This window comes from Propionispora hippei DSM 15287, from assembly GCF_900141835.1.
Taxonomy (GTDB): Bacteria; Bacillota; Negativicutes; order Propionisporales; family Propionisporaceae; genus Propionispora; species Propionispora hippei.
On sequence record NZ_FQZD01000015.1, the window covers coordinates 26,249 to 40,786 of the forward strand.

General features: G+C 52.8%; 10 protein-coding genes. 6 read left to right on the forward strand and 4 right to left on the reverse strand.

What is annotated here, in order from left to right:
• Nucleotide 1: 1 nt before the first annotated feature.
• Complete coding sequence (locus F3H20_RS10390) at nt 2-640, reverse strand: YigZ family protein (RefSeq protein WP_149734860.1); 639 nt, start codon at nt 638-640, stop codon at nt 2-4.
• A 454-nt stretch (nt 641-1,094) separates the two neighbouring features.
• Between F3H20_RS10390 and F3H20_RS10395 the strand changes: the two genes are divergently transcribed.
• Entirely contained in the window at nt 1,095-2,969 is a 1,875-nt protein-coding gene (locus tag F3H20_RS10395; RefSeq protein WP_149734861.1) for an LTA synthase family protein, read from the forward strand.
• A gap of 349 nt (nt 2,970-3,318) precedes the next feature.
• Here F3H20_RS10395 and F3H20_RS10400 read toward each other — a convergent pair whose 3' ends face one another.
• Both F3H20_RS10400 and F3H20_RS10405 read right to left on the reverse strand, forming a co-directional pair.
• Complete coding sequence (locus F3H20_RS10400; protein ID WP_149734862.1) at nt 3,319-5,484, reverse strand: diguanylate cyclase; 2,166 nt, start codon at nt 5,482-5,484, stop codon at nt 3,319-3,321.
• Nucleotides 5,485-5,557: 73 nt separating this feature from the next.
• The gene (locus F3H20_RS10405) at nt 5,558-6,757 is read right to left on the reverse strand and encodes an Nramp family divalent metal transporter (RefSeq protein WP_223191723.1); all 1,200 of its coding nucleotides are present in this window, start codon (nt 6,755-6,757) and stop codon (nt 5,558-5,560) included.
• A 457-nt stretch (nt 6,758-7,214) separates the two neighbouring features.
• Between F3H20_RS10405 and F3H20_RS10410 the strand changes: the two genes are divergently transcribed.
• From F3H20_RS10410 to F3H20_RS10430, 5 genes are all read left to right on the forward strand, one after another.
• A complete protein-coding gene (locus F3H20_RS10410; RefSeq protein WP_149734863.1) occupies nt 7,215-8,993 on the forward strand; it encodes a putative bifunctional diguanylate cyclase/phosphodiesterase in 1,779 nt (592 codons plus the stop codon).
• A gap of 96 nt (nt 8,994-9,089) precedes the next feature.
• Complete coding sequence (locus tag F3H20_RS10415; protein WP_149734864.1) at nt 9,090-10,853, forward strand: 2-oxoacid:acceptor oxidoreductase subunit alpha; 1,764 nt, start codon at nt 9,090-9,092, stop codon at nt 10,851-10,853.
• Nucleotides 10,853-11,707, forward strand: coding sequence for a 2-oxoacid:ferredoxin oxidoreductase subunit beta (locus tag F3H20_RS10420; protein WP_149734865.1), 855 nt, complete (start codon nt 10,853-10,855; stop codon nt 11,705-11,707). Before F3H20_RS10415 ends, F3H20_RS10420 begins: the two co-directional genes overlap by 1 nt.
• 36 nt (nt 11,708-11,743) lie before the next feature.
• A complete protein-coding gene (locus F3H20_RS10425) occupies nt 11,744-12,001 on the forward strand; it encodes a (2Fe-2S)-binding protein (protein WP_223191724.1) in 258 nt (85 codons plus the stop codon).
• 192 nt (nt 12,002-12,193) lie between these two features.
• On the forward strand, nt 12,194-13,438 hold the full coding sequence (locus F3H20_RS10430) for an MFS transporter (protein WP_149734866.1): 1,245 nt from the start codon (nt 12,194-12,196) through the stop codon (nt 13,436-13,438).
• Here F3H20_RS10430 and F3H20_RS10435 read toward each other — a convergent pair.
• Nucleotides 13,422-14,357 carry a hypothetical protein gene (locus F3H20_RS10435; RefSeq protein WP_149734867.1) on the reverse strand — a complete coding sequence of 312 codons (936 nt, stop codon included), beginning with the start codon at nt 14,355-14,357 and terminating at the stop codon, nt 13,422-13,424. The genes F3H20_RS10430 and F3H20_RS10435 overlap by 17 nt on opposite strands.
• Nucleotides 14,358-14,538 lie beyond the last annotated feature (181 nt).

Consider the following 14,538-nt stretch of genomic DNA (forward strand, 5'->3'; position numbering starts at 1 on the left):
ATTACGGCGTGCAGGGCATGTCCACATATTGCGGCTGCAGGCGGGTTACCCGGGCGGTGGCGGCCGTCCAATCGGTCACCTTTTCCTCCAGGACCGTCTCATTGCCGCAGCTTTCCAGGGTGAGAATCTTGACTTTTTCGTAGTATTCCTTGGCGATAATCGGATAGCCGTTTAGGCGCAGGTTGTTTTCCAGGACGCCCTGCAGCGTATAATCGGCTTCGATAGCCATCGTGGTATGCAGCCGGCGCTCCACAAGCCCGACGGCGGCCAGCCCGACGGCAGCAGCTTTGCCATAGGCGCGGATTAGTCCGCCGGCACCCAGCTTGATGCCGCCGAAATAGCGGGTGACGACGATTACCGTATTGGTCAGGACCGCTTTTTTCAGAACCTCCAGGATGGGGCGGCCGGCCGTGCCGCTTGGTTCGCCGTCATCGTCAGCCTTTTGATACTGCTCGTTGTCGCCGATGATATAGGCCGAGCAGTTATGAGTAGCGTCCCAATGCTTCTTTTTGATAGCTACAATGAACTGGGCCGCCTCCGTCTCGGTTTCAGCCCGGCTGACATAAGTCAGAAACCGTGATTTGCTGATCTCATAGGAAGCTTCGCCGGAACCGGCTACGGTACGATAATTTGTCTGCATGTAATGAACACCTCCCTCTTAGCATACCATAACGGTTTTGCCAGACCAAGCCATATTCCCTGCGGTGCTTACCGGCAGGTTGTTGATGGCTCTCTGCTCTGCAACAGGAAGAAGGCTAGAGGACACTCACTGACTGCTGCCAAGCTGGTGACGGAGGAATTTAATAAAATATTAGGGAATTTTAAGATTTTTTAGGATATCCATTTACATAGGTTTACAGGATTTGATATTATTTTAACGGTATAGATAGTGTAGTGTGGTAACAAACCCATATTTCAATCAAATCGCTTGTCGGAATTTCCATCTGCTGGGTTGTCGTCAATCGGCGTAGGAACTACTACGCCTCATTTCTCCGCCTTGCAGGTGAAAATTTATTCTGCGTCCTTTGATCAAAATATGAACCTGTCACTATACTAAGTGCTTATTTTTTATAAGGGTGGAGGCAGTCAGTTACATGGAATTACAGACAAGGACGGCAGACGGTAGTAAGGTTTCGGCGTTTTTCAGCCAGCTTAGAGAAAGGCTGAAGACGCGGCAAATGGCCGAACATTATGTGCTGCTGTACGCGGTATTATCCGTTTTGATTAAGTCCGTGATTGTTGTCGGTATTGTCAATCAGACAAATTTTCTGATTCATTCCTGGATTCAGGTAGCTTATGTGGTTCCGACCTATTCGGTTTATTTTTCGTTTATGTTCATTTTTCTTTCCTTCGCTTTTTTGTTGCGCGACAGAAAGCGGCTTTGGTATATTGTCGCTTTTGATATAGCCTGCTCGCTGATGCTGCTGTTTGATTTATGGTATTTCAGAGCCTTTGGCACCTTTATTTCGATCCATATTGTCAAACAGTACGTCAATTTACCCAATCTTTCCGGCAGTATTTTGTCGATTATCAGCCGGGAGGATATCGCCTTATTTATCGACCTGCCTTTTTTGGTGTACTGGGTTATGAAACGTCCGAGCTTGTACCTCCAGGCCAAACGGGCTGTGCCGGTCTGCCTCGCCCTGATTGCCGTATCCAGCGCCTATCTGTCTTATGCTCATTATGTATATGATCTTTCGGATGAGCGGGGCAAAAGGCAATATCTGTTTGAGATGTGCTGGGCGCCGACCCAGACGATTACCGATCTTTCGCCGCTGGGCTATCATTTGTTTGAGGCGTACAATTATCTGACCGAATGCCAGCAGCTTGTGCTAAGTGATGCCGACCGGCAGGAAATTGAAGGCTGGTACACGCAGAAGCAGGAAAATCTGCCGGGCAATTTGTATAAAGGCATGTTTAAAGGCAAAAATCTGATTGTCATTCAGGTGGAATCACTGGAAACCTTCTATCTGAAGAACGAACTGGATGGACAGGAGCTTACACCAAATTTAAACCGTCTGCTTAAGCACAGCATTTTCTTCCCCGAGTTTTTCGAACAGGTCAATGTGGGAACGACCTCCGACGCCGAATTTATGGCCAATACGTCGGTGTACCCGGTCCGCATGGGCGCTACCTATTTTCGCTATCCTGACAATACTTACAATTCGTTGCCCAAGCTGTTTGACCGGCGCGGCTACTCGGTCATGGCCGCCCATCCCGATAACCGGGGCTATTGGAACTGGATGCATGCCATGCATTCCATCGGCTACGACAATTGTATTGACTCCAACTATTTTGTGGCCGATGAGATTATCGGCCTGGGTCTAAGCGACGCTTCCTTCCTACGCCAGCTTGAGCCGTTTATCAAAGAGCAGCAGCAGCCGTTTTTTACCTTCCTGATTACGCTGACCAATCACGGTCCCTTTGAATTGCCGGACAAATACAAGGTGCTTTCGGTAGACAAAAAGTTTGCCGGAACCAAAATGGGCGCCAGCTTTCATACTGTACGGTATACTGATGAACAGATCGGTAAATTTCTGGACAAGCTGGATGCCGATGGCTTGTTGGATAACACGGTGGTTGTCATTTATGGCGATCATAACGGCGTACATAAATTCTACAGTGAGGAGATTCCCACTATTAAGCCAGCCGACGACTGGTGGTTTTCCAACAATCACCGGGTGCCTTTCCTTATTTATCAGAAAAACCTGGCCGGTGAGGAAGTCTGGACCCGCGGCGGGCATATTGATATTCTGCCGACAATTGCCTACATCATGGGAATTGATGAGGCAGAATACGCCCGGACGGCCATGGGCCGCAATCTCTTAAATACCAACAAGGATTTTGCCGTGCTGGTGGACGGGCAGGTTGTCGGGGAAGCCGGAAATCCGGCGGACAAAGACCATGCCGTACGGGGATTGGAAGTGGCTGATAAGATTATTCGGAGCAGTTATTTTGGTAAGCGTTGATCTCCTGGTTCCGTTCTAAGCATGGTCCGTTTACCACGGCGATAAATCGTATTGATTGTCAAGTTTCTCTTAGACCGTTTTACTTGGTACTTTTGCCATGATGCAAAAGTACCAAAAAATCTAGGCCTGTCCTCCAACATACTTGAAAAATTGCCGGCTTCCTAAAATCCATAAACTCGCTTTGCTCAAACAAATGGATTTCTTAACGGAAGCCGGCAATTTTTCATCCTGCGGAACGTATGTTTCCGGAAAAGGCCGAACGGGGACCCCCAATGGCTGCTACAACAATAATTTTGTAGCAGCCATTTTTAATGTGGGCATGAAAGGGAAAGTGGCAAACAACCTTTTTTTAGGAGGCTGTTGGCTGCAAGGTTTCTAAAAAGACCTGGACCAGTTCGGGGTCGAACTGGCTGCCGGCGCAGCGCCGGAGTTCGGTCTGCGCCTCTTCGGTAGTTTTGGCCTGCCGGTACGGTGTGGTGCGCTGCATGGCGTCATAGGCGTCGGTGATGGCGATAATGCGGCTGAACAGCGGGATTTTGGGCCCCTCAATACCGCAGGGATAGCCGGTGCCGTCCCAGCGCTCATGGTGGGAGGCGATAAAGTCAGACACATTGAACAGTTCGGGTATGGCTTTGGCAATCCGGCTGCCGATTTCCGGATGCCGCTTGATTTCCAGCCATTCACGCTCTGTCAGCGGCCCGGGTTTTACCAGGATATCTCTGGCAATGCCGACTTTTCCCACATCATGGTACTGGGCGGCCAGGGACAGTTGCTGCAATTCCCGCCTGGTAAGCTGCAGTTTTTCGCCGATCAGGGAAGACCATTGCTGGATGGCTTTGGCATGGGCCGTATGATGATGATCCCACAGCTCGGCTGTCTGGATGAGGGTGGATAGTAAAATTTGCCGTGTTTTCTTGCGGCTTTTTTCCTTGTTTTGATACATCATGTCATCGGCTTGGTTGAGGAGTTGGTTCAACTCTGACGCCTGCGTGGCAGTGGCGCTGCCGCTGGAGGCGGCGATTGGCAGCTCGGGACGCAGGGTATTGTACATACTCAGGGAGGTTCCCAGCTTGTCCAGGCAGCTGCGGACGGTTATCTCGGTGGCGCCGGGCAGCAATACGATGAACTCATCGCCGCCGACCCGGGCAATGATGTCTTCCAGACGGAAGCTATCGGCCAGCAGACGGGCAAAGGTGCGGATCAGTTCATCGCCGGCCTGGTGCCCCAGAGTGTCGTTAATTAATTTCAAACCGTCCACATCACAGACAACCAGACTGAGCGGGACTTGCTGGGCTGCGGTCAGGTAATCCCACTGCGTTTCAAAGTAGGTCCGGTTATACAGCCCGGTGAGCTGATCACGGGTACTGAGCAGGCGGTATTTGGATTCGGCCTGGGACAGTGCCTGGTTGCTGCTATGCAGCAGTGCAACATGCTCCCGGATGGTGCCCATCATGCTGTTGAAGGCGATGCAGAAGCGGCGCAGTTCGCTGGGCGACGTTAGATAGCTGTATTCCGGGATGGGCTGTGAGTAGTCATGGTTTTGCACCCGTTGGGCGGCCGCTGAGAGGTGAACAATGGGTTGTCCCAGATTTAACGCCAGCAGCCAGGTTAAGAGCAGGGTGACGAAGAGCACCAGCACGGCGCCCCACAGGAGATGCTCGATTTGCTGGTAGTAGGGGGCAAGAGCTTCCGCCTCGTCGATTTCACAAAGGATAATCACGTTGTATTCCGGAATCCACTGGTAAGAGCCGATGACCTGCCTTCCACGGTGATCCTGATAGACACCAATGCCGGACAGTTTGCTTTTGGCCCGCAGGAAGCCCTGGTTGTTCTTGATTGTATCTTTATCGGTGGCGTCCAGCCGGGAGGCGGCAATAATGGAGCCTTTATCGTCCAACAGATAGCCTTTACTGCTTTCGCTGGGATGGAAACCCTGCATAATGATGCTCAGTGTATCGACCGAAACAGAGGCGAATATCGAGCCATTCAGTTGATTGTTGTAATCGAAGACCGGATTGGAGAAGACCAAAAGGTTGCGGCCAGTCATCTTGCCGGCCAATATGTCGCTGACAAAGGGTTTTCCCTCCAACGAAGCCCGGAAGTAATCACGATCCTGTACGTTGATGCCGGGTGGGAACAAGGTGTCCAGCTCGGTGATACCGTCTTTGTTAGCGTAGGCATAGCTGGAGAAATCAGGAATGCTGTTCAGGCTGGAGTGAAAATCGGCGAGTATCCTTGCTTTGTCGTGGGAACGGACCGAATCTAGCCGGGACAGCACCGTTACATCAGCGGCCCGCTCCCGGTACCAGTTCTGCACCGACTGAAGCTGCATACTCATGGCCTGCAGCAGCAGCCGTTCGGCTGTTTCGTAAGTCCGTTCCCTTTCGTTCCAGCAATAAATGGCGGACAGTACTACAGTTAACAGCAATACAATACCAAGATTCCAGACAATCAGGCGGGACCTTAAGGAATGGTTTTTGATAGCTGACAGTAGCACCGAATATAAGCGGTTCATAAATCCTCCTTAGACGGAAAGGCCCGGCAGGATAGTCGTTATTCCGTAATTTTGAAGGTGAAATAGGGAGACGTTAGGAAGTAAGCGCGTCGATGAGAAGTCCGATATTTAGCAGACTGACAATGATTCCGATTAAGGCAAGGATCACTTTTAGGCCCAGCTTATTGGCATATTTGCCCATGACGCGGTGCGAAGAGGTCAGGTAGATCTGCAAAAAGATGGTAATAGGCAACTGGATGCTGAGGATGATCTGCGAGTATACCAAACCGGTAAAAGGATCGGCGATAAAGTAAATAACCAGCACGGCGAAAAGGTAAGTAAGAGCCACGCCCCAGCGGGTATGGACGTCCTTGATATTGTACGGCTCACGGAAGATGCCGGCGAAAATGCTGCCTGCCGCCATTCCGGCCGTACTGGTGGAGGAAAAACCGGCAAAAAGAAGCGCCAGAGCAAATATAACCGAGGCGGTGCCGCCTAAGAGCGGTCGCAGCATCTGTTCGGCCTGTTCCAGGGTGTCGACATGAAGTCCTGCCTGATAGAAGGTGGCGGCGGCCACGAGGATCATGGCGCTGTTAATTGCCCAGCCAAGCAGCATGGAAAAGAGGGTATCGAAAAATTCATATTTCAGTTGTTTTTGAATCATCGCTTCGTCTTCCAAATTCCATTGACGGCTTTGAATGATTTCTGAATGCAAGAACAGGTTATGCGGCATGACTACGGCGCCCAGCACACTCATGACTATTGGCATGGCGCCGGGCGGAATGTCAGGCGTGACCCAGCCGCGGGCAGCCTGCAGCCAGTCAATGTTAGCCAGGCTGAGCTCCAGCAGAAAGGAAAAGCCGATGAGGGAGACAAAGCCGACAATCCACTTTTCCAACCGCTGATAGGAGCTGGTTAAGAGCAGCAGCGCCGAAGTAAGCGCCGCCGCTACCGTGCCGATCAGAAGCGGCAGGTCGAACAGGATGCGAAGCGCAATGGCCGCGCCCAGAATTTCCGCTACGGCAGTGGCAATAGCGGCGCCAACCGCCGAAAGCAGGACCAAACGGGACAGCCATTTCGGTAAAAATATTGTCGCGGCTTCGGACAGGCAGTAGCCTGTGGCAATGCCTAAGTGAGCCACGTTATGTTGCAGAACGATGAGCATGACCGTGGACAGGGTAACCATCCAGAGTAAAAGATAGCCATAATCGGCACCAGCCGCGATATTGGCGGCCCAGTTGCCAGGGTCGATAAAGCCGACGGTAACCAAAATGCCGGGGCCAAGATAACGCAATAGTTCTCGGGCTCTTACATCCGGCACATGGATGGATTTGGGGAAAATACGGGACCAATTCAGCAGAAACACCTCCAAATACAATTAATCAGTCTATTCGCTAACAAGGGGCTAACTCCTGCCCGGCATTTTGCCGGAAAGAGAGGGATAGTGGGCAGGAAAATGAAAGAATCTAGCGAAAATATGACTAAAATAGATATTATTGGATAATTTGTTGCGGGATTTAGTTCATCTAGGAGTCGGCGGGCAGGAAAGTCCGGCTGGCGGCAGCCGGGCGATGCCAGGGAATGCTATAGTATATGACGGTTAGGCGGTACATCATGCAAGAGGCAGCCGGTAAAGACGGCAGATAGTCCGGTCCCGTGGCTGCCGGTACCTAGCGGTATAACTTGGTGAATTTAATATTTTTTTAGGACGGTCAGACGTGAAAGGGTCGTGCCGGTTGGAGGGGACGCTGGTGAAGAAATACGGATGCCGTAGTTACAAGGATAAGGTGGGAGGAAGATACCGTCAGCATATCAGGCGTGGCCTGGCGCCTGATGTTGCTACAGGGGAGAAACGTGAAATCGGGCGGGTGTTTCTGGAGGTGGCCAATGATATTGTCTGGGAATGGGATATGGCTAACAACCGGCTGCTGTTTGGGGAACGTTGCCGGGAGGGACTGCATATTAGGAACGAGTACGACGGTTTCGAGGAGTTTGCCGCACTGATTCCACAGGAGGATCAGGAGCTGGTTCGGTCAGCGCTGTCGGAATGTTTGGCCCGCCAAAGCGGGATGCTTACTTTCGAGTGCCGGATTATGACCTCTCAGGGCTTGAAATGGGTGACTATGCGGGGTAAGGCGGTCTTTGCCAGCGGCGGTAAGCCCTTGTGGCTGGCCGGAACGGTCACCGATATGACTCATGGCAAGATGCAGGAAGAGGCTATCCGCTATTTGACCTATTTTGATGTAGTGACAGGCCTGCCGAACCGGATTTCCCTGCAGGAAACGCTTCATCTGGTTTTACGGGAGAAGCGGGACCGCGGCGCGATTCTGTATTTTGATGTGGACAAGTTTAAGGCGATCAATGATACGCTGGGTGTTTCTTTGGGCGATAATATTCTTTACATGGTGGCTGAGATGCTGCGGGAGCGGATGGGATCACGGCATTTTTTGGCGAAAGTGGGCGACGATGAATTTGTCATTCTGCTCCATGACATCAGTGACCGGCCGTCTGTCCAGAACTATGCCAAACATATTCTTGCCTGTTTTGCCGAACCGTTGAAAGTGGGTAACCGGTCAATTCGGATTGCAATCAGTGTCGGTATTGCGCTGCTGCCGGAGGACGGGACAACGATGGAGACGCTGATCAAGCATGCCGAGCTGGCCCTTAGCCGGGCTAAAGGGCAGCCTGACAACCGTATTGCCTTTTTTGAACAGTCAATGGCGGATGAAGCTTACCGCAAGCTGGTGCTGGAAGAGGATTTGCGTCACGCTTTAAACAATGACGAGCTGCTGCTTTACTATCAGCCGATTGTCGATTGTGTGACCGGCAGGGTAAGCGGTTTTGAGGCTTTGCTGCGATGGAACAGTCCGCAGCTTGGCATGGTTTCGCCGCTCCAGTTTATTCGGCTGGCTGAGGAGACAGGACTGATTATTCCCATTGGCCTCTGGGTGCTGCAGGAGGGCTGTGCTTTTTTGGCCCGGCTGTACCGGGCCGGTTATGTAGACATGCTGTTGTCGGTTAATGTCTCGATCATTCAGCTTTTACAAAGTGATTTTGTCGAAAGTATGTGGGCCATAGTCAGAGATGCCGGCATACCGCCGGAACACATCGCCTTCGAGATTACCGAAGGGCTGCTGATGGAAACCTTTGAGGCCAATAGTGAGAAGCTGCGGCTGCTGCGGCAGCGGGGGATGAAAATCCACCTGGACGATTTTGGCACAGGCTATAGCTCCTTAAAGTATCTGCAGAATTTACCGGTCGATTTGGTTAAGATCGACAAGTCGTTTATTGATGAACTGGAAGGCAATGAACATACGGTTCCGTTGGTTGATTCCATCATTGCACTGGTTCACCGGCTAGGGCTGCAGACGGTGGCTGAAGGGGTGGAAACCGGGCTGCAGCACAGCCGGCTTGCCTGTTTTGGCTGTGACCGGATTCAGGGTTATCTGATCAGCCGGCCGATGCCGGAAGAACAGGTGCTGCCCTTTTTAAAGGAATATAAGCCGCGGCAAGACAATAGTAGTACATAGTGGCTATCTTTTAAGTAACAAGCTGCAGCTATTGGCGAGAGGCTGCCGGGGGAACTGTGATTCGGATTATCATAATCAGCAATGGGAGGGAATGGAATGAGTCGAAAGACGTTTACGGTACTGTTTGGCGGTCAGGCAGGTTATGGCATTATGAGTGCGGGAAATCTGGTGGCAAAGGCCGGGGGACGGAATGGGCTATGGGCTTTTCAGGTCAATGAATATCCTTCGCTGATCAAGGGCGGTTTAAATACCTGTCTGGTGCGGTTGAGCGACCAGCCGCTGCAGGCTTATGAGGAAGCCCTGGACTGTCTGGGGGCGCTGTCACAGGAGGCGCTGGACCAAAACTGTAACCGGCTGCGGCCGGGAGCCCTGGTCATTTATGATAAAGATGTGGTTAAAGCCGATGCGGCTAATATACCGGCCGGTGTCCGGCTGTATCCGGTTAAACTGATCGGCCTGTTGCCCGGTGATGCGGCCAAGGTTATGGCCAACAGCGCCATGCTGGGTGCCTTTTGCGCCATTACCGGCTATCCTCTGGCAGCGATTGCCGCGGCTATGCGGTCGGAGTTTAAGAAGCCTGCCATCCAGGAGCAAAACCTTCAGCTTCTGGAGACGACCTTTGCGGCGGTTGACGAGGAATACGGCGAGGAACGGCAAAAGGCCTTTGCATTTTCCCTTGCTCCCGGTAACCGGAAGAAAATGCTGATTAACGGTAACGACGCCATTTCCATGGGAGCCATCAAGGCGGGGGTTAAATTTGCCGCCGGCTATCCCATGACCCCCGGCTCTAGCGTACTGACCTATCTGGCGGATCATGCCGAAAAATTCGGCCTTGTTTTTAAACAGGCCGAGGATGAAATCGCGGCGGTCAATATGCTGATCGGCGCCGGCTTTGCCGGTGCCAGGGCGATAGCCGCCACCAGCGGCGGCGGATTTTCACTGATGGTGGAAGCGCTGGGCTTTGCCGCCCAGGCGGAAGTGCCGATTGTTATTGTAAATGCCCAGCGGGGCGGTCCGAGCACCGGCTTGCCGACTCGCACGGCCCAGGCTGATCTCTCTTTTGTGGTCCATGCCTCACAGGGGGAATTTCCCCGTATTGTTATGGCTCCCGGTGATGTGGAGGAGTGCTTCTTTGAAACTGTCCGGGTGTTCAATCTGGCGGAAAAATACCAGTTGCCCGGCATTATTCTCACCGATAAATATCTGGCCGATTCGGCCCTGACCCATGACTATTTTGACGATGTCAAGGTAAGGGTGGAGCGAGGCAAGCTGGTCGATGAGGAATGGCTGGCCGGCAATCAGCCCTACCTGCGCTATCGGCTGACGGAGGACGGCGTATCGCCGCGGGCCGTTCCCGGACAGAAGGGCGGCCGGCATATTGCCACAAGCTATACTCATGGCGAAGACGGCTTTTATAGCTCGGGCAACCGGGAATATGCGGCACGGGAGCCGGAGGTTACGGCAGCCGGCCTGGATAAGCTGTTTAACAAGGTGCCGGCCCTGCTGGCGGAAATCCCCGGTATTAAGCTGCATGGACCGGCTGAGGCTGAATTGACGGTGATTAGCTGGGGTTCGACGAAAGGGGCTATTCTCGAAGCCATGGCGGAATTGGCCGAAGCGGGGCATAGCGTTAATTTCCTGCAAATCCTTTATCCGTCCCCTTTCCCGGTCGACGCAGTGAACGAGGTGCTGAAAGGATGCAACAAGACACTGTTGATCGAATGCAATAAAACGGCGCAGATGGGAGCCCTGCTCAGGGCTCATACCGGTTATGCGCCTGATGCGGTCTATCTGAAATATGATTCGCGGACCATGGTACCGTCGCAAATTGCCGCCCGAATCAAGGAGGTGATCGGCTAATGGAAGAATTAAAAACACCCTATACTCCTACCTGGTGTCCCGGCTGCGGTGACTATGGGATTTTGAACGGACTGAAAAAAGCCTTGGCGTCGCTGCCGGAGGGACCGGAGAATATCGCTTTGGTCAGCGGCATCGGCTGTGCGCCCAAGATCGCTCAGTATGTCAACACCTACCGGATTGAAACGCTGCACGGCCGCACACTGCCGGTAGCTACAGGTCTAAAGCTGGCCAACCGGAATCTGACCGTCATTGCCGAAGGCGGCGACGGCGACGGGATGGGCCTGGGTATGGGGCATTTTATTCATACGGCCCGGCGCAATCTGGATATTGCCTACTTTATTCACAACAATCAGGTCTATGGCCTGACCAAGGGGCAGACCTCGCCGACCAGCGAACTGGGCATGACAACTAAATTTACCCCGCCGCCCAAAGGGAATGTGGAGCATTCGATCAATATCGTCCATATGGCCCTGCACGCCGGCGCTACTTTTGTCGCCCGCTCTTTCTCGGCCGATGCGAAGCTGGCCGATATTCTGGTCCAGGCTGTTCAGCACAAGGGCTTTGCTGTGGTCGACATCCTGCAGCCTTGTGTATCCTTTAACAAGGTCAACAGCTACCAATGGTATATGGACAGGGTTTATCCGCTGCAGAACCTGCCGGACTACGATGCCGCAGATTTTGCAAAGGCCGCTGAGCTAGCGACCCAGTGGGGTGAAAGGATCCCTATCGGTGTATTTTATCAGACCGAACGGCCTGTCTTTGAAGATTCACTGCCGCAACTGGCCGGGGAGCCCTTGGTTAAACAGTCCCTTGAGGCTATTAATATTCAGCCTTTAATGGATGAACTGGCATGATTCTTTTCACTTGCCACATACTAGCGGTATGCTGTTTTGAAGATTTGCTCTAGTCTAAAGGTGGTGATTTCGATAGAAAACGAACTCAACCAGGAGATACTGGATAAGCTGACCAAGGTATGCCTGTGCAAGGGCATTAGCCGGGCTACCATGAAGAAGGCCATTGCCGGCGGTGCCGATACGGTGGAAAAGGTGCGAAAAGCGACCGGCGCCGGCTCGGGTTCCTGTGGCGGACGGCGCTGTACGCCGAAGATTGAGGAACTGCTGGCCGCGACGACAAGCAGCGAGCAATAAAAAATCCTGCAATTCAGCCCTTAAGGCTGGTTGCAGGATTTTTTCCCTTTATGGCGGTATTTTGGCGTTTAGTGCTGATTGCCGGCCAAATATCTGAGCAAGCTCGAATTGACGAACAACCGGATTTTCTTTATAGTGGTAAATAGTTTAATTTGGCGAAAACAGTCGCTTTTGAAATAAAGGAGTTATACGATGCAAGTTTCTGGGGAGGCAAAAGGAGTTTCTCTTTTGCAAATGCATGATTTTCGATGTTTTTGGCTGTCCAGGGTAGCCAGTGTCCTGGCTTATCAAATGCTGAGCGTGGCCGTCGGCTGGCAGATCTATGATCTGACAAATAGCACGTTCTATTTGGGGATCGCCGGGTTGTTGCAATTTCTGCCGATGGTTCTGCTGATGCTGCCTGCTGGCCATGTGATTGACCGCTACAACCGGACGCTTATTATCCGGTTGTGCCAATTGAGTGAGGGTCTTGGTGTTTTTCTGCTGGCCATGGGCAGTTTGACCGGGTGGCTCAATAAGGAAACGATTTTGTCGCTGGTCTTTCTTATCGGGGCGGCCCGTACGTTTGAGATGCCGTGCATGCAAGTACTGCTGACAGGGGTTGTGGAACGGGAGGTTTTGCCCCAGGCGCTCGCTCTTGCCGCTTCGTCGTCCCAGACGGCGGTCATTGCCGGGCCGGCGCTGGGCGGCCTGCTGTATGTCTATGGTCCGGGAGCCGTGTTTGCCTGTGTGAGCGGATTATATTTCCTGTCAATTTTCTTCCTGGGAAGAATCAGAAAAAAACAGGAAGCAGTAAAAGGCGAGAAACCGGATTTGCGGTCAGCTCTGGTGGGACTTTCGTTTATCCGCAGCAGGCCGGTCATTTTAGGCGCCATTTCACTGGATTTGTTTGCGGTTCTATTGGGCGGCGCCACAGCCCTGTTGCCGGTCTTTGCCAGAAAAATCTTGCTCGCCGGTCCGGCGGGTTTGGGACTGTTGCGCTCCGCGCCGGCGGTAGGGTCGGTGCTGATGGCCTTGTTCTTAGCTCACCGGCCACTGAAAAACCAGGTGGGCCGGAAGATGTTTCTGGCCGTCATTGTGTTTGGCCTGGCGACCATTGCTTTTGCTCTGTCCACCTCGTTTGTCCTGTCGATTGGCGCACTGATTGTGTTGGGAACGGCAGATACAATCAGTGTGGTCGTACGCGGTGCTTTAGTTCAGTTGAATACACCCGATGAAATGCGCGGACGGGTCAGTTCGGTCAATGCTTTGTTCGTAGGTACGTCCAATCAGTTGGGCGAATTTGAATCAGGCATGGCTGCTACCTGGCTGGGTTTGGTGCCGTCGGTGATTTTAGGCGGTGTGGCAACCATCCTGGTCGCGCTTATTTGGATGAGATTATTTCCCTCGCTGAAAAACATTCAGCGCCTGGAAAGCAGCGTCAAAGGACAGCCGTAGTAGCGGTGCTCTGGTTAGCCTGCTCCGGATAAATATAGGCGGCAAAGTCGGTAAGCCGATCCAGCGGCAGTTGCTCGAGATATTGTTCGCCGGCGATACTTTTTTCCACAATCAGTTTATCGGGATAGACGGCACGGACCAGACTCAAGGCGGCTATCTTGCCGTCCTGATAAGTGAGCAGCAGGGCGTTAGTTTTTGCTGCCCGAGGGTCAAAGGATACGGTGAGACCTTGCGCCTCCGCCAGTGTAATCCATTCCTCCGGATCGGCCGACCAGGCAACCGGGGCTTTGCTGTGGCTGTCAAAGGCCTTGAGCAAGGGGATGAGCGGCGAACTGCCGGGCAGTCCTTTGTAGGCTTCAGTGCCGGCCGAAGCCTGAGACGGCGCGAAGGAAGGCGCCGCAGAACCGGCTTTGCGGGGCAGAATCAAGCCCTCCAGGCGGTAACCGCCAGTGTCTTTATCGGCGAAATCCAGCCGAAAGCGGGAAGGCAGGCCTTCCACATTGGGCATTTTGTAGCATAGATAGGACGGATGCAGTTCGGTGATCACGCCGAGATAAGTACCGTAGCTGTCGCTGAGTATCAGCAGAGCGCCGATCTCGGCCGCCGTTAATATTTTGGTTGTAAGCCATTGCTGTTTTTGTGCTGCCGCCAGCCAGTCTTTGAGGACCGGCGGCGTTTTTTTATTGACCGGCCCGGTCGGCCAGTCGACCCCTGGCGCTGGAGCGAAGGCATCAAATTCCCGCAAGGCATAGACCGGGTACCAGGTTAAGGGCAGGTCTTTATACAGCTCGCCTGTGTCGGCCCGGCTGTAGGACTGGACTTCATAGGTCAGGTCTTCGGCTGCTGTCTGGGCGGCAGCCACGGGAACCCAAGGCAGCCAGAGGCAAAGCAGGACGAGAAACGGCATAAAACGGCGCATGCAATCAACTCCTTAAAGCAGGCGGCAGTACCTTGTGTCACGAGGTACCAACCTGTCATGTATCCTTATTATAGCATATAAAGAAGGCCTGACAGGAGGTATGCTGTCAGGCCTTTAGGGCGTGTTTTCAAACTAACGGAATGATCCATGGCGAGTGATTTTTGCGCCAGACGAAATAAAT

Excerpts from the sequence above, each read along its gene's own strand:
- F3H20_RS10390 (WP_149734860.1), bottom strand. The coding sequence starts at position 640 with ATGCAGACAAATTATCGTACCGTAGCCGGTTCCGGCGAAGCTTCCTAT.
- F3H20_RS10420 (WP_149734865.1), top strand. The coding sequence starts at position 10,853 with ATGGAAGAATTAAAAACACCCTATACTCCTACCTGGTGTCCCGGCTGC.
- F3H20_RS10430 (WP_149734866.1), top strand. The coding sequence starts at position 12,194 with ATGCAAGTTTCTGGGGAGGCAAAAGGAGTTTCTCTTTTGCAAATGCAT.
- F3H20_RS10435 (WP_149734867.1), bottom strand. The coding sequence starts at position 14,357 with ATGCGCCGTTTTATGCCGTTTCTCGTCCTGCTTTGCCTCTGGCTGCCT.
- F3H20_RS10415 (WP_149734864.1), top strand. The coding sequence starts at position 9,090 with ATGAGTCGAAAGACGTTTACGGTACTGTTTGGCGGTCAGGCAGGTTAT.
- F3H20_RS10400 (WP_149734862.1), bottom strand. The coding sequence starts at position 5,484 with ATGAACCGCTTATATTCGGTGCTACTGTCAGCTATCAAAAACCATTCC.
- F3H20_RS10395 (WP_149734861.1), top strand. The coding sequence starts at position 1,095 with ATGGAATTACAGACAAGGACGGCAGACGGTAGTAAGGTTTCGGCGTTT.